Source organism: Shouchella sp. JSM 1781072 (genome assembly GCF_041949915.1).
GTDB lineage: Bacteria > Bacillota > Bacilli > Bacillales > Bacillaceae_D > Shouchella.
In genome coordinates this window covers 903816-925768 of record NZ_JBHFQE010000001.1, presented here as the reverse complement: position 1 = coordinate 925768, position 21953 = coordinate 903816, and the positions used below count along the sequence as shown (strand labels likewise).

At 40.2% G+C, this 21953-nt stretch carries 20 protein-coding genes; 4 read left to right on the top strand and 16 right to left on the bottom strand.

Translation table 11 applies throughout. The annotated features are described in order from the left end of the window. Positions 1-10: 10 nt before the first annotated feature. The 5 genes from ACE1TH_RS04885 to acnA form a co-directional block, all read right to left on the bottom strand. Entirely contained in the window at positions 11-1636 is a 1626-nt protein-coding gene (locus ACE1TH_RS04885) for a copper resistance D family protein (protein WP_375078440.1), read from the bottom strand. Between the two features lie 105 nt (positions 1637-1741). Further along, the gene (locus ACE1TH_RS04880) at positions 1742-1879 is read right to left on the bottom strand and encodes an acid-soluble spore protein N (RefSeq protein WP_099300965.1); all 138 of its coding nucleotides are present in this window, start codon (positions 1877-1879) and stop codon (positions 1742-1744) included. Positions 1880-1931: 52 nt separating this feature from the next. Next, positions 1932-2060: an FbpB family small basic protein gene (locus ACE1TH_RS04875; protein WP_099300966.1), complete on the bottom strand. Its 129-nt coding sequence runs from the start codon at positions 2058-2060 to the stop codon at positions 1932-1934. A gap of 279 nt (positions 2061-2339) precedes the next feature. Then, positions 2340-5660: an efflux RND transporter permease subunit gene (locus tag ACE1TH_RS04870; RefSeq protein WP_375078439.1), complete on the bottom strand. Its 3321-nt coding sequence runs from the start codon at positions 5658-5660 to the stop codon at positions 2340-2342. A gap of 155 nt (positions 5661-5815) precedes the next feature. After that, the gene (gene acnA / locus ACE1TH_RS04865) at positions 5816-8533 is read right to left on the bottom strand and encodes an aconitate hydratase AcnA (protein ID WP_255223307.1); all 2718 of its coding nucleotides are present in this window, start codon (positions 8531-8533) and stop codon (positions 5816-5818) included. Between the two features lie 216 nt (positions 8534-8749). On the opposite strand from acnA, the gene ACE1TH_RS04860 reads away from it, so the two are divergent. Together ACE1TH_RS04860 and ACE1TH_RS04855 are read left to right on the top strand one after the other, a co-directional pair. Further along, positions 8750-8878, top strand: a complete 129-nt coding sequence (locus ACE1TH_RS04860) for a small acid-soluble spore protein P (RefSeq protein WP_099300969.1) — start codon at positions 8750-8752, stop codon at positions 8876-8878. Between the two features lie 67 nt (positions 8879-8945). Beyond that, positions 8946-9035 carry a YjcZ family sporulation protein gene (locus ACE1TH_RS04855; protein ID WP_035397209.1) on the top strand — a complete coding sequence of 30 codons (90 nt, stop codon included), beginning with the start codon at positions 8946-8948 and terminating at the stop codon, positions 9033-9035. Between the two features lie 65 nt (positions 9036-9100). On the opposite strand, the gene ACE1TH_RS04850 is transcribed toward ACE1TH_RS04855, so the two are convergent. Continuing rightward, positions 9101-9508, bottom strand: coding sequence for a hypothetical protein (locus ACE1TH_RS04850; RefSeq protein WP_099300970.1), 408 nt, complete (start codon positions 9506-9508; stop codon positions 9101-9103). Positions 9509-9603: 95 nt separating this feature from the next. Here ACE1TH_RS04850 and ACE1TH_RS04845 point away from each other — a divergent pair, with 95 nt between their 5' ends. Further along, positions 9604-10077 (top strand): DUF2621 domain-containing protein, encoded by a 474-nt coding sequence (locus ACE1TH_RS04845; protein ID WP_099302115.1) that lies wholly within the window; start codon positions 9604-9606, stop codon positions 10075-10077. A 255-nt stretch (positions 10078-10332) separates the two neighbouring features. Here the strand turns inward: ACE1TH_RS04845 and ACE1TH_RS04840 are convergent, their stop codons facing one another. The 9 genes from ACE1TH_RS04840 to ACE1TH_RS04800 all read right to left on the bottom strand — a co-directional run bounded on the left by ACE1TH_RS04840 (position 10333) and on the right by ACE1TH_RS04800 (position 19818). Further along, entirely contained in the window at positions 10333-11418 is a 1086-nt protein-coding gene (locus ACE1TH_RS04840) for an alkyl sulfatase dimerization domain-containing protein (protein ID WP_375078438.1), read from the bottom strand. A gap of 147 nt (positions 11419-11565) precedes the next feature. Continuing rightward, a complete protein-coding gene (locus ACE1TH_RS04835) occupies positions 11566-13353 on the bottom strand; it encodes an ABC transporter ATP-binding protein (protein WP_375078437.1) in 1788 nt (595 codons plus the stop codon). A gap of 3 nt (positions 13354-13356) precedes the next feature. Next, positions 13357-15105: an ABC transporter transmembrane domain-containing protein gene (locus tag ACE1TH_RS04830; RefSeq protein WP_375078436.1), complete on the bottom strand. Its 1749-nt coding sequence runs from the start codon at positions 15103-15105 to the stop codon at positions 13357-13359. 87 nt (positions 15106-15192) lie between these two features. Beyond that, the gene (locus ACE1TH_RS04825) at positions 15193-15408 is read right to left on the bottom strand and encodes a YneF family protein (protein ID WP_099300973.1); all 216 of its coding nucleotides are present in this window, start codon (positions 15406-15408) and stop codon (positions 15193-15195) included. Between the two features lie 93 nt (positions 15409-15501). Then, entirely contained in the window at positions 15502-15930 is a 429-nt protein-coding gene (gene sirA, locus ACE1TH_RS04820; protein WP_255223311.1) for a sporulation inhibitor of replication protein SirA, read from the bottom strand. Positions 15931-16603: 673 nt separating this feature from the next. Then, complete coding sequence (gene tkt / locus ACE1TH_RS04815; RefSeq protein ID WP_099300975.1) at positions 16604-18598, bottom strand: transketolase; 1995 nt, start codon at positions 18596-18598, stop codon at positions 16604-16606. An 82-nt stretch (positions 18599-18680) separates the two neighbouring features. After that, positions 18681-18920, bottom strand: coding sequence for a DUF896 domain-containing protein (locus ACE1TH_RS04810; protein ID WP_099300976.1), 240 nt, complete (start codon positions 18918-18920; stop codon positions 18681-18683). A 46-nt stretch (positions 18921-18966) separates the two neighbouring features. Continuing rightward, on the bottom strand, positions 18967-19629 hold the full coding sequence (locus ACE1TH_RS04805; RefSeq protein ID WP_099300977.1) for a YneB family resolvase-like protein: 663 nt from the start codon (positions 19627-19629) through the stop codon (positions 18967-18969). Positions 19630-19659: 30 nt separating this feature from the next. Continuing rightward, a complete protein-coding gene (locus ACE1TH_RS04800; protein ID WP_176554250.1) occupies positions 19660-19818 on the bottom strand; it encodes a hypothetical protein in 159 nt (52 codons plus the stop codon). A 154-nt stretch (positions 19819-19972) separates the two neighbouring features. Here ACE1TH_RS04800 and lexA point away from each other — a divergent pair, with 154 nt between their 5' ends. Then, positions 19973-20602, top strand: coding sequence for a transcriptional repressor LexA (lexA, locus tag ACE1TH_RS04795; protein ID WP_099300978.1), 630 nt, complete (start codon positions 19973-19975; stop codon positions 20600-20602). 47 nt (positions 20603-20649) lie between these two features. On the opposite strand, the gene ACE1TH_RS04790 is transcribed toward lexA, so the two are convergent. Further along, positions 20650-21858, bottom strand: a complete 1209-nt coding sequence (locus ACE1TH_RS04790; protein ID WP_375078794.1) for an MFS transporter — start codon at positions 21856-21858, stop codon at positions 20650-20652. Positions 21859-21953 lie beyond the last annotated feature (95 nt).

The window sequence follows — 21953 nt, the reverse complement described above, 5'->3', positions numbered from 1 at the left end:
GTCTTTCCTCCTAGTGAACGTGCCCCTCATGAACAAATTGGCGTTTTTCAACTGTCTGAACAACGTTTCCGTCTCCATCAAGCAACTCGTATTCATGCGCTTCCTCAAGGGTTTGATTCATACTTTGCACGTAGAAAAAGACTTGATCTTCTACCGACACTTCCACCGTCTCATGAGCAAAATGAATCCTTACCTCTTCAATTTCTTCTGTTACATATCCTAGCGTGACATAAGTACTTATGGTTTCTACATCTACCCAGTCATTTTCAATAAACATAAACGTATCCATAAATTGGTCACCACCAGTTAAGAAGCCATTTTCAATCTCGACTTCAGCATCTAAATATTTTCGATACCCGTCAGGCTCTTCTTTTAACCGTTCAGCGACAAGATGACGTTCATTTTCCATAAATATGACCGCAAAGGACTCATCTGTTAATGGCCACGTCGTTATTGGTTCCAGCTCCTCGTCTTCACGATTGACGTTTATCGCTTCCTCAACCGTCTCATGAACGGTTAAATTTACAGGGATGTCTCCAGGTCCCGTACTTGTCATTAGGCCGACATAAAAACTGAGTACAAAGGCAATCGATACGGTTACTGTTACCCATGTTCGTTTAAACCACCAAGCGACAAATAAGCCGCCAAAGAATAGGAAAGCCGCAGCTCCTAACAGGAGTCCAGACCAAACGGAAGGGGAAAATGCGATTAGTTGATTTTCAATTAGAGGCTCCGTTAAAAAAGCGTTCATAATTGGACTGAATGGTTCGTTTTGTAAAGTACGCAGCACATTATGAGGAGGCTCACTTTCTGTTAACATCGCCGTTACAATGAATACCGCTAACACAAAAATGGATTCAAATCGAAAAGACCGTTGTTTTTCTTCAATTGATAAGCTCGCTCCTTTTCCACTTAAGGCAAGTAGATGTCGAAACCCAAAAATGAGTAAAGGTGCAATAAGAATATGTTTTATGACGAGAAGCTGACCGTACGTTAGCATCCAGCTATTTACGTATTCAGGTGCGATTTCTCCCATCATGACAAATCCACTTGTGGACACAAGCAATAAACTAAATACAGCAAGTGCTGAAAACCATTGATGAAATTTTTTTCCGTTTGTTAAATGTTTTGCATACAGACTGACAATAAATAAAGGGCCTGTCCATAAAGCCATCGAGAGAAGATGAATGGCATTTGAAATGGCGCCTGATGCATATCCGTCTGTTAAAGACGCGCTATGACTAGACAGACTTACGGCAAAGATGATACCTAAAAATAAAATAAACTGCAGACCTGATCGAACAAATCGGTTTAGTTTTTGCGTAAAGATAATAAGTATAAGAATAAGCACCGCAAACAGCAAAACAAGGAAGAAACTTGTTCCTAAGATATGTTCCCCCATTGCAGTCACAATCCCATCGAGCAACGAGATCGAAAAGAAATTAGCGTACGTTCTTCCTAACCCAATTAGATATCCTAATTGAATAAGCGGAATGAACATCGCAACAATGAGCATAAATCGATTCGGTATGACTCGATCTAACCCACGTTCTCTCGGTACCATTTGAATAATAATTAAACCAGCTAATAAAGCCAGACATGTATACATAAAACTATTTAAAACGATCTCCAGCATGATCTTCTCCTCTTAAAAACGATAATCACTCTTATCCTAACAGGCGAAGCACGATTTGAATATGGTTTTGCTTAAATGACAAAAAACCGTCGAGAACTCGACGGTTTATCCTTTGGGAGGAATATAATCAGGTTGACGATTTGATTTATTTGCCACTTTCTTCCCATTATTTCGGGTCGATTTTCGTGGCTGCGTTCCTAAATGATCCGGTGTATATTGGGCAAATCGATTTTTCTCACTCATGAACACCCCTCCTCTGTCTTACTATTCCACAAGAAAGGGTTTTTAGTTTAGTTTATTTTGGAAGGGCATGCTTTTGTTCAAAACGCTCCTCTAAACGGTTCACTTCCGTCTGATCTTGGGTTAAACGCTCTTTATTTTGCTTGACCAATTCACTAAAAGGCAATCGTCCGACTCGTCTCATAGTTTTTTCACCTCGTTTTTACTTCTAGTATTTCACCAATTTAAATCTTTTAAACCTTCTTTCTCTACAAAAAGATGAATATTCAACAAATTTTGCACATAGTTTTTAAAAAGGAGTGAGACAGATGACAGAAAGCCGATTAATACAAGAATTTGAACAGGAATTAAAGCGACCACTGAAAGAAAAAGAGCGCCAACTTATACAGTGGATGACGCAACAACAACGCACTAGCTAATTAAAAAACCCTCTTCGATTTTAACCGAAGAGGGTTTTTGTCACTTACTGCTTATCGTCATCTTTCTTTGTTCTTGAAACAATAGAATCAAGCAACTCAACAATTTCATCTCGGCTTAATTCTGTTTTGTCTTTAGCCTTAGACGAAGAGTCTTCATCGTTTACTTGTTGATTTGCGTGACCAACATCTTCATTCGAATCATATCTTTCATCTGCAGACTGTTCGTTTTCTTCACCTTCTGGCAATGCTTTTACAGCTTGATTGTTTTCGTCTACTTCATAGTATTCGCCATCAATCGTAACCATTTGAGGCGTGCCTTTCTTTGAACGTGTTTCTTTATCAAACAGGCTATAAAGAACTGGAATAAAAATTAACGTTAGCGCCGTACTACTAATAAGTCCACCGATAACCGCAATCGCCATTGGTTGCTGCAGTTCAGCGCCTTCACCAAATCCTAAAGCAATTGGCACCATACCAAGAATTGCCGTCATTGATGTCATCACAATTGGACGTGTTCTTAGTTGCACAGACTCCACTAGAGCATTATAAGTGGACATGCCTTTTTTCTTCTGTTGATTTACAAAGTCAAGCATCACAATCCCGTTGTTCGTTACAACACCAACAAGGATGATAATTCCAATGAAGGTGGTGACACCAATCGCTGTTTGTGTAATCGTAAGCGCAAGCGTAACTCCGATTAATACGAGTGGTACCGTCATAAGCATAATGAACGGAAGCTTAAAGGATTCGAATTGCGCTGCCATGATCAAGTAAATGAAGACAATCGCTAAAACAAGAGCTAAAACCATACTCCCGATTGCATCTTCAAGAATCTCTTGTTCCCCACCGAACGAGAATTGCGCACCATCTGGAAAATCAATTTCATCAACGGAATCTTCAATTAGTGTGGATACATCACTTAATGTCGCTTCTGTTGTATAGCCAACGGTAAACTCAACTGCTTCTTCTTGGTCGGCACGCTGAATAGAGGCTGGTGATTCACCTTCCGCAATATCAGCAACTTCACTAAGTTCAACAGTTGTGCCTTCTTGGGAAACAATTTGTAAATTCTCTAGTTCTTCAATCGTCTCTGTATACTCTGGAGCAAGCCCGACCTGCACTTCATAAAATTGTGCTTCTTCGTCATCACTAGACAATTGAATGGTCATGGCCGTTTCTCCACGTGTAGCGCCATTCACTTGCGTTGCAATCTCCGCTGGGGTTAACCCAAGGCCTCTTGCTTCCTCTGCATCTACATCTACTACAATTTCAGGAACTTGATCTTCAATACTTAATTGCACTTCACGAACGAGTGATGAATCAAGAAGCTCTTCCTCTAACTCATAAACCGTGTCATAGAGCGTATTTCGATCGGAATACGTAACGGTAAATGGAACGGTATTCGCTTCTCCACCCATAGCAGCAGTTTGCGTGAACGCACGTACTTCAGCTGCGTCGTCAGCACGCTCTAAATCTCGTTCAATCGTTTCGATGAATTCAGCCGTCGAAATGGAGCGCTCGTCTAACGGCGTCATCGCAACAGTGATTTGAGCAGTATGCGCTCCTCCGGATTGACCTGGTTGGCCATTTGAACCAATCACACTTACATAATCATTTACTTCTTGGTAATCAGAAAGAACGTCTTCAATTTCCACAACTGCATCGGTTGTTCGAGACAAACTTGTGCCTGTTTCCATCTCTACTTCGACAGTAAACGAGCCTTGATCACTTTCCGGTATTAATTCTAGGCCGACGGTTGTTAAACCAATCCCACCAATTAAAAGTAAACCAAACGTACTAGCAATAACCGTTTTGCGATGGCCTAATGACCAATGCGTCATTTTCTCTAAGCCGCGCATTGTCTTCGTTTCGCGTCGTTTTGACTCATCATTTGCTTGTGATGGTTTTAAAACCCGACTCGCAATCATTGGAACAACTGTAATCGCTACAACGAAAGATGAAAGTAAACTAAATGAAACGGTTAATGCTAACTCTCTAAATAGATTTCCAACAATCCCGCTAATAAAGACAATTGGTAAAAAGACAGAGATGGTTGTTAATGTTGATGCAAAAATAGCTGCCATGACTTCTTTTGTTCCATCTGAAGCCGCTTGTTTGGCATTTTTACCTTTTGATAAGTGGCGGTATATATTCTCAATAACAACAATGGCATTATCGACGACTAGACCAATTCCAAGTGCTAGCCCTCCCAGTGTCATAATGTTTAAGCCAATATCAAGGAAATACATAAAGGCAAATGTAACGATGACAGAAAATGGTATCGCCAAGCCAATGATTAATGGTGTTTTAAGATTTCTTAAAAAGAAAAATAAAACAACCATCGCTAACACACCACCTATGATAAGGGCAGTTGCGACACTTTGAATCGCTGAGTTGATAAAGTCTCCTTCATCATAGAGAACAACAACATCAAGATCTTCATAGTCAACATCGTCTTGCAGTTCGCTTAAGCGCTCGTTCACAGCATTTGAAGTCTGAGTCGTATTTGCGCTAGACTCTTGCATGATTGATAAACTAATAGCAGGCTCTTGATTTGCTCTTGTTAACGTTTCTAAATCCTCTGAATCAATGGCAATGTCCGCGATGCTATCTAATGTTATCTCTTCACCTGTTTCTTGATTCACACCTATAACAAGGTCTTCAATTTCTTCAAGGCTTGTTAATTCATGGATGATACGCGTCGTTAAACTTAGATCATCTTGTTCGACCACACCACCTGGAACAGTGACATTATTCGCTTGTAGCGCACTCACAACCGTATCTTGATTGACACCGGCGTCAATCATGTCATCTTGATCGAGTTCAATCGATACAATTTCCGTGATGGTTCCAGATTCATTCACACTTGCCACTCCTGGCACTTGAAGAATCTCTTGTTCTAAATCAATTACATCATCTTGAAACGCTTCAATTTCTTCATTAGAAGTAATTGCAAGCTGCATCATTGGAAACATTGATGGATCAAACTTTAAAAAGCTTGGCTCTCCAGCACCATCTGGTAAATCGATTTGCTGTAAAGCGTTTATGATATCAAGCTCAACATCTTCAATCGAGCTACTCCAATCAAATTCAAGGAGAACAATGGATGATCCTTCTTGGGAGTTTGATGTCATGTTTTGCAAGCCTGATATGCTTGCCATTCTGTTTTCAATCGGTATCGTGATTTGGTCTTGCACTTCTTGCGGATTTACGTTTGGATAGCTCGTTGCGATAGCGGCAACAGGCGGGTCAATTTCCGGCAAGAGTTGTAGTGGCAATCGTGTTAACGAAACAATTCCCATAATGATAAAGAAAATCATTCCGACAATCGTAAACACGGGCCGGCGAATCGAAAAATTTGTCACGTTGGTTCCTCCATCATCCCAAGTCTTTTTATTTGCTATACACACCTTACACAAAACGAAGGTTAAAAAGCAAGCAAAAACAATTTAGACCTCTAAACTATTTTTATAAAAGAAAAACTTGCTTGATGTGAATCAAGCAAGTCTCATTATACGGTTTATGCTGGCTGTAGTTTATCTCTAAGCACCATTTGTAAAATACCGCCGTGACGATAGTAATCAACATCGACATCACTATCAAAACGTACTAGTACGTCAAACTCTGTTTTTGTTCCATCTTCAGCTACAGCTGTCACTTTCACGTGATCACGAGGTTTTACAGTATCATCGATTGCAACAGAAATACTTTCTTTTCCAGTTAAACCAAGTGATTCTGCACTTTCTCCAGCTTTAAATTGAAGTGGCAACACACCCATCAAGACAAGGTTAGAACGGTGAATACGCTCGTAGCTTTCTGCAATAACCGTTTTAATTCCGAGTAGGTTTGTTCCTTTTGCAGCCCAGTCACGAGAAGAGCCCATACCATAGTCTTGACCAGCGATCACAACAAGACCAGTGTTATCCTCTTTGTATTTCATTGCTGCATCATAAATGGACATTACTTCACCAGTTGGCCAGTAAGTCGTAAAGCCACCTTCTGTCCCAGGAGCAATTTGGTTACGAATACGAATATTCGCAAACGTCCCTCTCATCATCACGTCATGGTTTCCTCGACGAGATCCATATGAGTTAAAGTCTCTAGGTGCAACACCTTTTTCAATCAAAAATTTGCCTGCTGGCGTATTCTTTCCAATCGCTCCTGCTGGAGAAATGTGGTCAGTCGTAACAGAGTCACCAAACTTCCCAACAACACGAAGATCTGAAAGTGGTTTAACCGCCTCTGGATCTTTTGCGAGCCCTTCAAAGAACGGTGGGTTCGCAATATAAGTGGATTCATCATCCCATTTATAAAGCGCATCATCTGTTGTATCGATTTGATTCCAGCGCTCATTACTAGTAAAGACATCTTGATACTCTCGACGGAATAGTTCTGGTGTAACAGTTTGATCGACAATCGCACGAACTTCTTCCGTAGAAGGCCAAATATCTTTAAAGAATACAGGCTTACCATCTTTATCTGTTGTAATTGGATCATTTAACAAGTCAACATTGACTGTTCCGGCAAGTGCATATGCGACAACAAGTGGTGGCGATGCAAGGTAGTTTGCTTTGACAAGCGGGTGAATACGACCTTCAAAGTTTCGGTTACCTGATAAAACGGAAGTTACAGTTAAATCGTTTTCCGCAATCGCATCTTCAATTTCTTCTTCTAAAGGACCGGAGTTCCCGATACAAGTCGTACAACCATACCCTACAAGATGGAAGCCCATGTCTTCAAGGTAAGGCATTAACCCTGAATCGTTCAAGTAACCAGTAACGACTTTTGAACCTGGTGCAAGAGATGTTTTTACATACTCAGGCACTTTTAGCCCTAGTTCACTTGCTTTCTTTGCGACTAGCCCTGCCGCCACAAGCACATATGGATTAGACGTGTTCGTACAGCTCGTAATTGCTGCAATCGCCACTGCACCTGTCTTCATGCTTGTTTTACGTCCATCTTTATACGTAACATTAACAGTTTTGTTAAATTCAGACGGATCAAGTCCAAGACCTTGGTTGCCTGCTGGTGCTACAACAGCTTCTTGGAAAGATTTTTGCATTTTTGGAAGTTCAATTAAATCTTGTGGACGTTTTGGACCAGAAAGATTTGCATGAATTTGCGATAAGTCAACTTCAACCACATCGGTGTACGATGGATCTGGCGTTTCGCCTGGAACATACCATAGTCCATTTGCTTGACAGTAAGCACGAACCAAATCGATTTGCTCTTCAGAACGACCTGTTAAGCGCATGTAGTTCATGGCTTCTTCGTCTACTGGGAAGAACCCGCACGTTGCACCATATTCAGGCGCCATGTTTGAAATTGTTGCTCTGTCTGCAAGTGGCATATCTGCTAACCCTGGACCGAAGTACTCAACAAATTTCCCAACAACGTTCTTTTGTCGGAGTACTTGTGTTACTTTAAGCGCCACATCTGTTGCCGTTGTTCCACTTGGAAGTGAGCCGGTAAATTTCAATCCGATGACTTCTGGTACTGGGAAGTAAGATGGCTGACCAAGCATTCCAGCTTCTGCTTCAATACCACCAACACCCCAACCAAGAACACCAAGGCCGTTAATCATCGTTGTATGAGAATCCGTACCTACGAGTGAATCAGGGAATGTTAACAGTTCGCCATCTTTCTCTACAGCATGGACTACATTTGCTATGTACTCCAAGTTGACTTGGTGAACAATTCCTGTTGCTGGCGGCACGGCGTTATAATTATCAAACGCTTTCTTAGCCCAGCTTAAAAATTCATAACGCTCACCGTTTCGCTCAAACTCACGGTTCATGTTATAAAGCAAGGAATCATCTGTACCGAATTTATCCACTTGTACAGAGTGATCGATAACTAAATCTACAGGAATTTCCGGATTAATTTGATCCGGGTCTCCACCTAAATCAGCCATTGCTTTTCTTAACGCCGCCAAGTCAACAACTGCTGGCACCCCTGTGAAATCTTGAAGAATAACACGAGATGGTTTGAATGGAACATCAATTTCTTTTTGTTCAGCTGTTCCCCACTTCGCTAAATTTTCTACGTGCTCTTTTTTAATAACATAATCATCATATTGACGTAAAACTGATTCTAGCAATACCTTTACAGAGTATGGTAGTTTACTAACGTTCCCATAACCTGCTTTCTCTAACGCATCAAGTGCATAGTAATGATACGTTTTTCCATTTGACTCAAAAGAAGACCGCGCTTTAAACACATCTAAGTTTTTTGACATCTAAGACCCTCCTTATCAACTTCATCATATCGCATTGTTCCCAACTTGTCTAAGGAACGCACTTGAGTAAGCGCTTTTAATGTAAGCGATATAATTGCCCTTCATTAGAATATCAAAAGTTGACGAAAGTTTAAATCTTTTTTCGACAATTTTTTAAAAAAGGATAAGAAAAAGTTGACTCCATATACTGAAGAATGAAAGCGAGGTGGACGAAAAATGAAGGGGAATTCAAAGGCGAGACGCAATCAACCACAGCATCCTGAAAGCAATCAACCACAGAAACAAAGCGGTTCTCATAAAACAAAAAAAGCCAACCATGTTAGCCAAACAAACGGAGAAGGCTAAATAGCCCAAACCTTTTTGAAGCCACCGCATAGACTGTAATCATACCGGAACAAAAGGAGGTTACACAATGAGCGGTGGATTCGGAACAGGCGGAGGTTTCGCTTTAATTGTTGTTCTATTTATTCTTTTAGTAATTGTTGGAGCAAGCTGGTTCTAAAAGAAGGACTGCATCGCAGTCCTTTTTTCTTTTTTATGAGCCCGTTTTTGAGTACTGTCATTCATTTACATAAGATAGCGACTATACTTTAGCAAAAACATGGCACCAATACTGATGGCAAGAATAAGACTCGCTTTCCTCAACGAATCTTCCACATTTATATCGCCCTTTTTCATGAGTCGAAGCGACTTACTTGTGATTCCTAAGCTCACGCCGATAGCAAGTGTTAAGACAACGACGCCCCAAGTCCACCAAGACCCCCAATTAAAGACAAGCGGAATCCCTGTAGCAATAAGTAACACGAAGCCAATATGTGCGAATACAAACAGGACTCGATAGATATTTAATAATTTTTCTTTGAATCGTCCGCCTTCTTCAAGCCTTGCTGCATAATATAAAAATGGGAACGGTATACATAGGAATAAAACAAGTGAACTAAACATATGAGTCGCAAAAAGAATAATTTGAGACACCTTTTTCTCCCCCTCCATAGAAACCCTTCTTATTTTATGCTAAAGTAACAGCTAAGAACAAGTGAAAAGGAGGGCTAAATGTGGGTGACTGGTTTATGAACCTGATTGTCTTGTGGACATTTATTTTGCTCGGCTTGATGTTTATTGGTGGCTTTTTTATGTTTCGAAAATTTCTTAAACGAATGCCGAAAGAAGACGGAAAATCGATCTTAGATTGGCAAGATTACTACATAAATCAAGCGCTTCCTTTATGGCAAGATGAGCAGCGACAATTACTTAATGAACTTGTCGAGCCTGTTCCTGAGCTCTTTCGCGATGTCGCTAAAGAAAAAATCGCTGGGAAGATTAGTGAGATTGCGTTAAGAGAAAATGCGTCTAGCCTAACACTCGATACGATTATTCGTGGATATATAACGGCAACTCCTAAGAAGGACCATCGGTTTCTCATAAAAAAACTTAAACAAAAACAAATTGATTTAACACCGTACGAGCATCTGCTCGATCGACAATCAAAATCACGTAGCAAAAAAGAGTTTCAAGAAGCAGTTGAGAAAAAGAAAACGATTTAAAAAGATGCTCCCTTCAAAGTAGACACTTAACAACGTGCACACAATGGAAGGAGCATTTTTTGATTGGTCTCATAGAAGGACCATTAACCGTCTACATGAACGGTTTGTTAAAAAGACTGTTACAGGAACGATCACTTTATTAACTTTCATACCTTTATGGAGAAAGAGGTGTGCGTGTTTGCACCATCATTTAAGAACCATAGTAGTTATATATGTTTTTTGAAATGAAATTCGTGACGGTTTCTTTTTTCTTATTTATGGCATCTTTTTTAATTGAATTGCTTCCGCATTATTCTCTGCAAAAATTAACACATCTGCTATATGCATGACCATTTGATACTCTCCTGCTTGAAAAAGAGCCCGACAGCGATCTAAAATGCTTTCTTTATCACCAATAAGAGCAATATATTCTTTTGCAACGTCTAGCTTTTTAAGAGGCTCAAGATCAGTTGGGTTTCCACTAAACCAGCCGGTATAGCGTCGATACGTACCTTTAATAGCAAAATCCAAGCTCCCATAATTTTGCGGTAGATACGGACTTTTCGCTAAATGTTCGGGTAAGGTAATTTGCTCAAGCGCATCTTCAAGAGGTCGATTTTCGTTAAGACAGCGCGATGTTTCGTCATAGACAAGCTTCAATGCGTCCACTACATCTTGAGTGGCAGCCATAATTTGTCGGTTTCCTTGAATAAGGGAGCCATGTCCGGGGAATAAGGCATTCGGCTGGAGTTTCTGAATATCTTCTAACGTTTCAAACCATTCACGTTCAAATCGATTGACTTTTAATGGATTTCCAATATTCGGGAAAGAAGAGATCATGAAATCTCCGCTATAGACAACCTTATCTTTTGGAATCCATACATAGCAATGATCGTCGGTTTCTCCTTTTCCATGAATTAAGTGAAACGTCTTATCTCCTAGCGTAAACGAATAGGTCTTATGAAAGGTCACGTCAGGTGGAACTGCTTCATTATGATCTCTAATAGGAAGTTGACCTTGAAATTGAATTTGATTGATTCGATTTGTATGATCTGCGAGTTTCTGATATTTTAAAAAGCGATCGTTTACAGCTTCATGCGCAATAATGGTCGTTCCTTTTTCTAAGTACGCATTTGCCGTGATCAAGTGATCGTAATGCCCATGAGTATAGATCATATAACGTATAGGCAGGGATGTCTCTTGTCGAATCGCTTTGTAAATTTGCTCCGCAAGTCCAGGATCAATATTCGTATCAATGATGACAATACCTTCCGTTGTATACACAATTCCTACGTTAGAAAACCCTTCTACATGCCTATAATCGTCTTTGAATTTAATGAACCTAACGTTCGTTTCTTCCATATATATCCCTCCTTTTTCACCCACAAGACCCACTATATGTATAGAAAGGTTATTTATTCCTTCAGGGTGATGTCATTCTCTTTCTCAAAAAGAAAAAAAGCCCGCTTAGTCGGTATTCTTCAACTAAACAAGCTTTTTTTATAGCCATTATGCCGTAATTTGTTCTCTCGCTTGTAGCAAATACATTTTATGGTACAAACCTTCACGCTTAAGCAAGTTTTCGTGGGTGCCACGTTCAACTACTTCACCTTGGTGGAGTACTAAAATAAGCTGAGCATGTTTAATCGTTGACAACCGATGCGCAATCGCAATAGTCGTTCGATTTTGCTGCATTTTTTCTAACGCTTTTTGAATCGTTTCCTCTGTTTCAGTGTCAATACTAGCTGTTGCTTCATCTAGAACGAGAATGTCAGGGTTTCCGAGCATTGTTCGCGCAAACGAGAGTAACTGGCGTTCACCACTTGAAAACGTTGTCCCCCGTTCCCCAATAAGCGTATCGTACCCATTAGGTAATGCGTCTATAAACCGACCCGCGCCGACAAATTCACAAGCTGCTCGTACGTCATCTCTTGTATAGCCTTTACGTCCTAACGTAATATTGCTGGCGACCGTTCCGCTATATAAAAATGAATCTTGCAACACGAGTCCTACTCGTTTTCTTAGCGTATCCTCGCTAAAGGAATAGAGGGGTCGACCATCTATATTTATTTCCCCATGTTTTAACGGATAAAAGCGCATCAACAAATTAATCATTGAGCTTTTCCCACTTCCCGTATGCCCTACTAGTGCAATCGTTTCACCCCGGGACGCTTGAAAGGAAATGTGATGAAGTACGTTTGTTGTACCGTCGTATGAAAACGATACATCTTTAAATTCAATTGAACCACCTTGTTCATTAGCATTTTCACTTTCGTTAAAAGTGGCTCCTGGCGCGTACTCTTCACGATCCATTAAACGAAAAACTCTTCCAGCCGAAACAATTGCTTGCTGAAACAACGACAGCCGTTGCATGATTTGATTAACAGGTTCAAAAAAACGGTCAAGTAAATTAACAAACGCATAGAGTACGCCAAATTCAATAGGTCCTACAAAGGATTGAAAACCAAAATAAAGCAAGACAATTGAAATGGCCATTAAACTTAAAATATCAACAATCGGTCTCAACAATAGCGCATCAGCTTTCATCGCTTTCATTCCAGCTTGATAATGTGCTTCATTCATTTCTGCAAATTCTTTTTTCATTCGTTTTTCCTGTCGAAAGGCTTGAATAATTCGCATCCCTTGTACAGATTCACTCATTTTCGCATTGATTTCACTTACTTTTGCACTGACCGTTTCATAGAATGAAGAGCTTATTTTTCGATAGACTCGAAAAACAAGAAATAAAAATGGCAAAAAAATGAGACAGTAGAGCGCTAATGTTGCATTTAAATAAAACATGGCGACAAAGGTGCCGATCATGAAGATGCCATTTTGCACAAATACGGCTAGCACCGTTACATATAACTCTTTAATTGATTCTGTATCGTTTGTAATACGTGATACAAGTCCACCACCGGGCATTTTATCAAAAAAAGACAGCCCTAGTTTTTGCACATTTTTAAAGACATCTACCCGTAATGTTTGAATAATTCGCAAAGCGATTTTTTGAAAAAAGAGACTTTGTATATATTGACTAATAATGGCGACGAGTAAGAGGCAAATAAAAATTGACACTAGCCATGCGAGCGGTTCAGTTGGAAAGTTTCCTGTTGTTAAATACGTATCAATAAAGTGCGCAATTAATATTGGCTGAAGCAATTCTGCTGTTGCAGCGATCATCATAATAATAAATGCGACACTTAACATTTTTTTATGACCTTTTGCATAACGTAATAGCCTTAAGAAAATAGCCCGCTGCTGCTTGCCTGAAAGTACTTCATCTGTATGTTTCAATCTCTAGCCCCCTTGCTCCACAATCGATTCGAGCTGTTGGCGTTCGTACATTTCTTTGTACCAGCCACCTTGTTCCATCAACGTCCGATGCGTGCCTCTTTGCTTAATCGTCCCTTCATCAAGGACAAGGATGAGATCTGCATGACTCACTGCGCTTAATCGATGTGCACTCATAATCAACCCTTGATCCGCCTGTTTTTCTTTCAATCCAGATAAGATTGCTTCTTCTGTTTTCGCATCAACTGCTGATAATGAGTCATCGAGCAGCAAAACATTCGGTCGGCTTAAAATCGCTCGCGCTATTGAAATACGCTGTTTTTGACCACCTGAAAGGGTTACTCCGCGCTCACCTACAACGGTTTCATAGCCTTCAGGGAAACGACTAATATCGTCATGCACACAGGCAAGCTGGCACGCGCTTACAATATCAGCAAACGAGGCATTCGGGTTTGTAAATGCAACGTTCTCTGCAATCGTTGCGGAGAACAAAAAGTGATCTTGCGGCACATACCCAAACAACTCTTTTATACAGACAGGGTGTAGTTCCTTACTTTCTATACCGTCAAAATTGATTGAACCTGTTGATACATCCACCTCTCTTTGTAACAAAGACATCAACGTTGATTTTCCACTGCCTGTTTTTCCAACTAAAGCAATGGTTTCTCCTTGCTTGACTTGAAAATAGATGTGCTCAAGCGTTCGCTTAGCGGCTGTTTCATATTGAAACGTGTCAATGGACACGTCGATTTCTCCTGTTAACGTTTGTTTTACCGGTTGTTTAACAGGCTGTAAACTTGACTCTGTATGTAAAAGCGCCATAATCCGTTCATATGAGGCGCGCCCTCTTTCCACAACATTAAAAAACATCCCTAATGCCAGCATCGGCCAAATTAATAAACCTAAATAAAACACAAAGGTGGTTAACTGTCCGAGAGTCATGGTTTCGTCTATAACAAACGTTGCGCCAAACGATACAGCGAGTAGGTAACACAATCCAATTACACCAGTAATCGTTGGATCAAATAATGCATCAACTTTTGCGACGCGAATATTTTTCTCAACAACCATAGCAGATTCATTCTGAAATTTTTGATTTTCTTCTTCCTCTTGACCGAACGCTTTCGTCACTTTCATGCCGTTTATATTTTCTTGAACCGTTTGATTTAAGGAACTGAAAGCCGCTTGTGCAGATCCAAACCGTTTATGCAACATCGCACCGTAAAGGTTTGTTAATATTGCCATTAGCGGAAGAGGAATCAATGTAATCAGCGTTAATTCCCAGCTAAGCGTAAGCGCCATCGTCCCAATGACCATTCCACCAAGCAGCACAGCATCCACAATGGTTAATACGCCTTCACCTGCTGTTGCCTGAACAGCACGCACATCATTTGTTGAGATAGCCATAAGATCGCCTGTTGACCGTTTTTGATAAAACGATATTGGCATGGTCGTGTAATGATGATACAGCTGATTCCGTAGCTGTCGAGCAAGTTTAAACGATGCCCCATAAATAAGCAGGCGCCACAAAAACCGTAACACATATAAAAGGAGTCCAATAATTAAAATAATAGCGATGTAACGAATTAATATCGTTTGCGTTAACGTATCTGTTTGAATGAAATCGACAACACGGCCAATGATTTGCGGCGGGACGAGAGATAATAACGATACAATCGCTAAGATGAGCGAACCCCCGACATATGCTTTCCAATGGGTTTTAAAAAACCATGCTAAATCAATAAAAATCCGCATATCTTTCCCTCTCTTATCAATCGAAAAAATTTTCTAACAATAACAAACAGTTTAACAGGCACTCCGCTTCTAACGAAGTGCCTGTACTTATTTAGACTGTTGCTTTTGCATCGCTTTCATCATTTGAGTGATTTTCTTTTGTGATGGGTTTTGCCCCATTTGCTGCATCATCACGCGTAGCATTTGCTCATTAATCGGTGGGTTCTTTTTCAAATAAGACATCATCGTTTTACGAGCAATAAAAAAGCCAATTGCTACACCTGCTAAAACCGCAACGGTGTACCCTATAATATGCCAAATCAATGTTAAACCTCCTTCTCACACGTTCTACTTCTACTGAACCTTATCTATTATACACGAGCAAGCGTTGATTTTAAAGCACTTAAAAAGCATGCTTTACAGCACGCTTTGTTTTTCATACGGTTTTAACCATCCAAAACGGCGATCGTGAATATTTACTGCAAAGAAAAATCCCTCTACATCGCGGAGCGCATCGAAAACATCCGTCTCCGCTTGTAAATCGCCTTCTGCTTCTAGGCAAATTTTCTTTGCATCAATCATTAAAGCACATTGATTATCTGGATTACTTTTTGAGGCAGCTACATACTGATTCGCCGCTTTTTCTTTGTACTTTGCCGTGAACAACTGTTTAATTTGTTCTTCTGGCATAGATGTCGTAATATAATTAATTTGACGATCGTAAATCGGCTGAGTATGTGCCCGTGCTTTTTCCCTTTCTTCAAATAGCTGAAACAACTTCATTTCCTTTCCAAGGTAAGAGGATGCAACATCTTCCGTAACATTAAAAAGTTCATAGTATCTCATCTATTTTCTCCTCCGGCAATTGAACATTAGGAAATATTTAGTTTTATTATACCCGTTTTTTTAAAATATACTGTCAATTCATCGGGGAGAAGCTCACTAGTTTTGTCGAATTGCGTGAAAAGCAGTTCTTTTTTTAATTAATTGCCCTTTTCAGTACAAAAATTTCCGCCAAGGCCACATTTCTGTCTAAAATCACGATACCCTGCTTTTATCATTTAATTCGGTCTTTCTAAAGACTGTCATCCTATATCCAAAAAATAGGAACGTTCAATTTAAATGATATCCATCCTTTATCACGCGGATGGACGCTTTCACCACAGGCACAAGCGCGACATCCGTTTGCGCTACGTTATTACTTGCGCTTTTCTTTTCCGCGGGCAACGCCTCAACTCCTTCGAAAACGTCACTCTTGGACTTTCGGGCTGTTGCTTTTCCCCTCGGAGTCGCCATCTGCGCTAATGAGTGAGCCAGGAGAGAAAAATAAAGTTTACATATACACTAGTTCCATTCACTTTACTATAAAAAACTAATTTCAAACGATTAAAAAACACGTTGACGAGGCTCTTCATCAGCAGTTTCACATCTGAGGCTTTTTATAGCGCCAATGCTTACCGGTGGAAAACCCTCATCACACGTGTTTGATGGATGTTACCTTATTTTCAGCTTACGCAAATTACTTAAGCAAAGCTTTGACTTTGTTCACAACATTCTCAACGGTGAAGCCATATTCAGCAATAATTTGATCTCCCGCGCCAGAAGCACCGAACGTATCAATTGTTAACGTATCGCCTTCATCGCCAACGTACTTCGCCCATCCTAATGAAGCACCCATTTCAATTGCAAGGCGCGCTTTCACGTTTTTAGGGATGACCGCGTCTTTATATTCTTTCGGTTGAGCTTCGAAGCGATCCCAGCTTGGCATGCTCACAACAGATACATCAATCTTTTCTTTCGATAGGGCTTCTTTTGCTTTCATAGCAAGCTGGACTTCTGAACCTGTAGCAATTAAAACCGCATCTGGCTCGCCATTCGCTTGAGAAAGAACATAAGCACCTTTTTTCACGCCTTCATAAGCTTTCGTCGTTGTTTCTTCTTGCGTATCAACATTTTGACGGCTTAATACAAGTGCAGTTGGCTCTTTTTGTGATTCAAGAGACAGCTTCCATGCAGCAGCGGTTTCATTTCCATCACCAGGACGGATAACCGATAAGCCTGGCATCGCACGTAATGCAGCCAACTGTTCAACTGGCTCGTGGGTTGGACCATCTTCTCCTACAGCAATACTGTCGTGAGTTAATACGTATGTGACAGGAACGCCCATTAACGCTGATAGACGAATCGCTGGTCTTACATAATCAGAGAATACAAAGAACGTTCCTCCAAATACTTTTAAGCCACCATGAAGCGCCATTCCGTTTAATGCACAACCCATCGCAAACTCACGAACACCAAACCAGATATTGCGACCAGCATAGTTGTCTCGCCCAAAGTTGCTTTCGTTATTTAAATTGGTTTTATTTGAACCAGCTAAGTCTGCAGACCCACCAAATAATTCAGGAACATGTTTTGCAAGCGCATTTAATGCTTCTCCAGAAGATGCACGCGTTGCTAGACTTTTACCCGCTTCATATCTCGGTAACGCTTGATCGTATCCTTCTGGCAAATCACCAGAAAATGCACGCTCATACTGTTTTGCTAGCTCTGGATTCGCTTCTTTATATGCAGCAAAAAGCTCGTTCCACTCATCTTCTTGTTTCTGACCTTGTTCCTTAACAGATGTGAAAAACTCACTTACTTCTTCAGGAATATGGAAATCTTTTTCGTACGTCCACTTATACGCTTCTTTAGTAAGGGCTACTTCATCAGATCCAAGCGGCGCACCATGGGATGCAGATTTGGCTGATTTATTTGGTGAACCGAAGCCAATTACTGTCTTCACTTCAATTAATGTCGGGCGATCAGATGTTTTTGCTTCCGTAATCGCTTTATTAATTTCAGCTAGATTCGTGCCATCTTCAACAAAAATAACGTTCCAGCCATAAGCTTTAAAACGATCTTCAACACTTTCTGAAAACGACTCATGTAAATCTCCATCTAACGAGATATCATTTGAATCATAAAGAACAACAAGACGATTTAATTTTAAATGACCCGCAAGTGACGCTGCTTCTGCAGACACACCTTCCATTAAATCACCGTCTCCACAAATCGCATACGTGAAATGATCAACAATTTCATGGTCATCTGTATTGTATGTCGCAGCTAAGTGACGCTCCGCCATTGCCATCCCTACTGCCATTGCAACACCTTGCCCAAGTGGACCTGTTGTTGCTTCAACGCCTGCCGTATGACCATATTCTGGGTGTCCTGGCGTACGACTTCCTAACTGACGAAATGATTTCAAATCATCCAACGTCACATCATAACCTGTCAAATGAAGAAGGCTATATAAAAGCATGGAACCATGTCCTGCTGATAAGACAAAACGATCTCGGTTTGTCCACTCAGGGTTTGCTGGGTTATGATTCATGTGATTTGCCCATAAATCCAACGCCATTGGCGCTGCGCCCATTGGCATCCCAGGGTGACCTGAATTGGCTTTTTCAATACTATCAATTGAAAGTGTTCGAATGGTATTTACCGCTAATTCTTCAATATTGTTTTTCATTTGTTACACCCTTTCATTCTTCGTACGTTTCCATCATAAACAAAATAAAAAAAATGTACAAGCCTGACGGGAGCTTGTACATTTAGTGTGGTGGATTTTGTTTTTGTGCTTTACTATCTTTTAGCTTTTGCGGTGTCACATCCGTACCCTCTTCATCAACAACTTTAACGGAATGTAGTTGATTTTTAAATGTGGAGCGGAACGTATTTAAATATTCTTTTCGAAGCGCTTGCTGTTCGTCTTTTTGCTGCTTCGTTAATCCTGATGTCTTCGCTAGTTGAGACAGTTCATTGATTCGGTCTAATTTTGATTTTGATAACAACGTCAATCACCTATCCTTCGGTTGTCATCATAGCATCTTCATTTCATTAGATCAACTCATCTGATTTTGTTTGCTCGTATTGCTGAAAACGCCGATGTACCGTTGCTTTTGAACAATGATAACCTAACCCATTTAACGTTATCGCAATGTCATGAAACGTTAGCTTTTTCTCTCGCAATCTAACAATTTCTTCAATTGGGAGGTCTTTTTTACTGCGTCCCCCACTACCTGTATCTTTTAAGTTGCGCTCCGGATGATACCCTTTTTCAATCGCTTTTCTCATCCCGCGTTTGATTTTCAAGTTATGTAATTTTCGCTGGTACTCTTCCACGATGGCTACGATTTCAAAAACCATCTCGTCTGCTTCTGATAAATGTAATGCACCATCGTTGTGACATGTATAAATCGTAATGCCATACTTTTGAAGTTGATATAGAATAGCAGTCCTCGCTCTTCCCCTACCAATTCTCGTCTCGTCTGTTACAAGCAAATGCGTAAACGTTTGTTTTTTTGCTTGATCTAAAAGAAATAGAAGATTATCGCGATCCAAGTCATATCCACTAGCAACCTCAGAAAGACAATCGCTCACTTCTATTCCATGTTGATGAGCCATTTTCACTAATTCATCTTCTTGACGAGCTAAAGACGTTTGTTGACTTTCTTTATCCGTACTAACTCGACAATATAAAATGGCTTTATTTCGTTTCATACTGTACCTCCCACTGCAATGTTTCAGCGACTAACGATCATTTAAAAGGATTACGTGACTGTCCGTATTGCTGTTTCGATCCTCTACTTGCTCGTTCTCATCACCATCAAAGGATAACAAACTACTAAACATAAATAAAACAGTAATAATACCAGCAATAATAATTCCTTTTTCTTGATTCTTCTTCATTATCGATCACCCGTTCGTAAGAATATTTGTTCTTACTCTAAGATACTTCGAACTTTTGTTCGTGTCAAGCATTTTTAGAACTTATGTTTGCGTTCGTATGTTCGATGTGCTAAAGTAAAGATAACGAATACATAGATAAAGCAGGTGAAGAGGAGTGTCTAAATTATCTACTAGACAAGAAGAAATTTTATTATTTATTAAAGATGAAGTAAAAAAGAAAGGCTATCCGCCTTCCGTACGTGAAATTGGGGAAGCAGTAGGTTTAGCATCAAGCTCAACCGTACATGGTCATCTTGCTCGTCTTGAAAAGAAAGGATACATTCGTCGTGATCCTACGAAACCTCGAGCAATTGAAGTGCTTTCGCTTGAAGAAGCACTGGACGAGCCTTCCATTATTCGTGAACGTGCACGCTATATTCCTGTAATTGGTAAGGTTACAGCAGGTAGTCCAATTACAGCGATTGAAAATATCGATGACTACCTCCCCCTTCCAGATCATATGTCTGGTCATGAACAAGTGTATGCCTTAGTTATTCAAGGTGAAAGTATGATCGAAGCGGGTATTTTCGATGGGGACCAAGTCATTGTGAAGCAACAGCAAAGTGCTGATAATGGTGATATTATTGTTGCGATGACTGATGAAAATGAAGCCACCGTCAAACGTTTTTTCCGAGAAAAGAACTACATTCGCCTTCAGCCTGAAAATTCAACAATGAAGCCGATTATACTAGACAATTGTACGATTTTAGGAAAAGTCATTGGTGTTTTCCGAACGATCCATTAAACATAAAGAAAGAGCACCGGAAAACCCAGTGCTCTTTTTTTACGCCTTTATTGATGATGGGCTTGACTGTCAGCCTCATTCTCTTCTTTTTTACTTTCACTATTTAACATGATTTTTAAAACAATCGCGGTCAGAAGAAACAAGACGCCGGCACTAATAAATACATACGGAATACCAAAACTCGCTGCAATTAAACCGCCTGAGACCGGTCCTAATACGTTTCCTAAAAAACGAAAGCTTTGATTATAACCGAGCACTTCCCCTTGCATCGATACTGGACACGCTTGGCGAATAAACGCTGTCGTGCAAGGAATTAATCCTCCTACCGCTAAACCAAAGACGAAGCGTAACACAATTAATTGCCAGAGTGAATCAACGAATGCTTGCGGAATGAAAAACACACCAGACAAAATAAGTAAAATGAGCATTACCTTTTCATGGCCCATTCGATCACCTAGCTGTCCCCATTTTCGAGTTGACAATAAGTTCCCTAAACCGGTTATTGAAAACGCTAAACCGGCTAAAAATGCCATATTTTCAACTGGCCCGACTAAATCATTAACGAATAGAGCTAAAAGTGGCTGGACGCTAAACAATGCCATTTGAATAATGAGCGCTACAACCATTACCATGATTAGCATAGGGGAACGAACAATAAATGCCAGTACCTCTTTTGCTGCATATTTCCGCTTTTTCTCACCTTTTTCTTCATAAATCACTTCTTTTACCCCAAAAACAACAAGTAGTGATGCGAGGGTTAAGATTGACGCGGTCAATACAAACGTTAATTCCATTCCAACAGTATCTGCGATCAGACCTCCAAACAAAGGTCCTAGTAAACCTCCAGAAACAGTACCTGTCTGTAAAGTTCCGAGCGTTTCTCCTGCTGTACGCTTACTACTTTGTGCTGCAATTAGAGCCATTGATGCAGGGATAAACCCTGTCGCAAGCCCCATGAAAGCACGCAGAACAAACAATGCCTCAACAGATTGAACATACCCCATAAGAAATACCGAGATGGCAATCCCAAAACCAGTTCCAATGAGTACTTTTTTTCGTCCGTAACGATCTCCAATTCGTCCCCAAATTGGCGCAACGAGAAAAGCAACTAAGAAAGAAATACCGAAAACAAAGCCAGACCATCTTTGAACATCTTCACCTGAATATTGTCCGAACGATTCAATGTAAAGAGATAAAAATGGAATGACCATTGTCATACTTGCACCAACAAACAAGTTGGCAAACCACATAATCATTAAATTACGCTTTTCCGCTTTTATACTGATCACCTTCGTTGTCTAAAGATCTTCCTTGTTTATTTCGCAACTCTAAATATATGCGAAAAAAAAAC

What these genes read in the sequence shown, in the direction of transcription:
- ACE1TH_RS04885 (WP_375078440.1), bottom strand. Translation starts at nt 1,636, where the DNA reads ATGCTGGAGATCGTTTTAAATAGTTTTATGTATACATGTCTGGCTTTA.
- ACE1TH_RS04880 (WP_099300965.1), bottom strand. Translation starts at nt 1,879, where the DNA reads ATGAGTGAGAAAAATCGATTTGCCCAATATACACCGGATCATTTAGGA.
- ACE1TH_RS04875 (WP_099300966.1), bottom strand. Translation starts at nt 2,060, where the DNA reads ATGAGACGAGTCGGACGATTGCCTTTTAGTGAATTGGTCAAGCAAAAT.
- acnA (WP_255223307.1), bottom strand. Translation starts at nt 8,533, where the DNA reads ATGTCAAAAAACTTAGATGTGTTTAAAGCGCGGTCTTCTTTTGAGTCA.
- ACE1TH_RS04860 (WP_099300969.1), top strand. Translation starts at nt 8,750, where the DNA reads ATGAAGGGGAATTCAAAGGCGAGACGCAATCAACCACAGCATCCTGAA.
- ACE1TH_RS04855 (WP_035397209.1), top strand. Translation starts at nt 8,946, where the DNA reads ATGAGCGGTGGATTCGGAACAGGCGGAGGTTTCGCTTTAATTGTTGTT.
- ACE1TH_RS04845 (WP_099302115.1), top strand. Translation starts at nt 9,604, where the DNA reads ATGAACCTGATTGTCTTGTGGACATTTATTTTGCTCGGCTTGATGTTT.
- ACE1TH_RS04840 (WP_375078438.1), bottom strand. Translation starts at nt 11,418, where the DNA reads ATGGAAGAAACGAACGTTAGGTTCATTAAATTCAAAGACGATTATAGG.
- ACE1TH_RS04830 (WP_375078436.1), bottom strand. Translation starts at nt 15,105, where the DNA reads ATGCGGATTTTTATTGATTTAGCATGGTTTTTTAAAACCCATTGGAAA.
- sirA (WP_255223311.1), bottom strand. Translation starts at nt 15,930, where the DNA reads ATGAGATACTATGAACTTTTTAATGTTACGGAAGATGTTGCATCCTCT.
- tkt (WP_099300975.1), bottom strand. Translation starts at nt 18,598, where the DNA reads ATGAAAAACAATATTGAAGAATTAGCGGTAAATACCATTCGAACACTT.
- ACE1TH_RS04805 (WP_099300977.1), bottom strand. Translation starts at nt 19,629, where the DNA reads ATGAAACGAAATAAAGCCATTTTATATTGTCGAGTTAGTACGGATAAA.
- ACE1TH_RS04800 (WP_176554250.1), bottom strand. Translation starts at nt 19,818, where the DNA reads ATGAAGAAGAATCAAGAAAAAGGAATTATTATTGCTGGTATTATTACT.
- ACE1TH_RS04790 (WP_375078794.1), bottom strand. Translation starts at nt 21,858, where the DNA reads ATGATTATGTGGTTTGCCAACTTGTTTGTTGGTGCAAGTATGACAATG.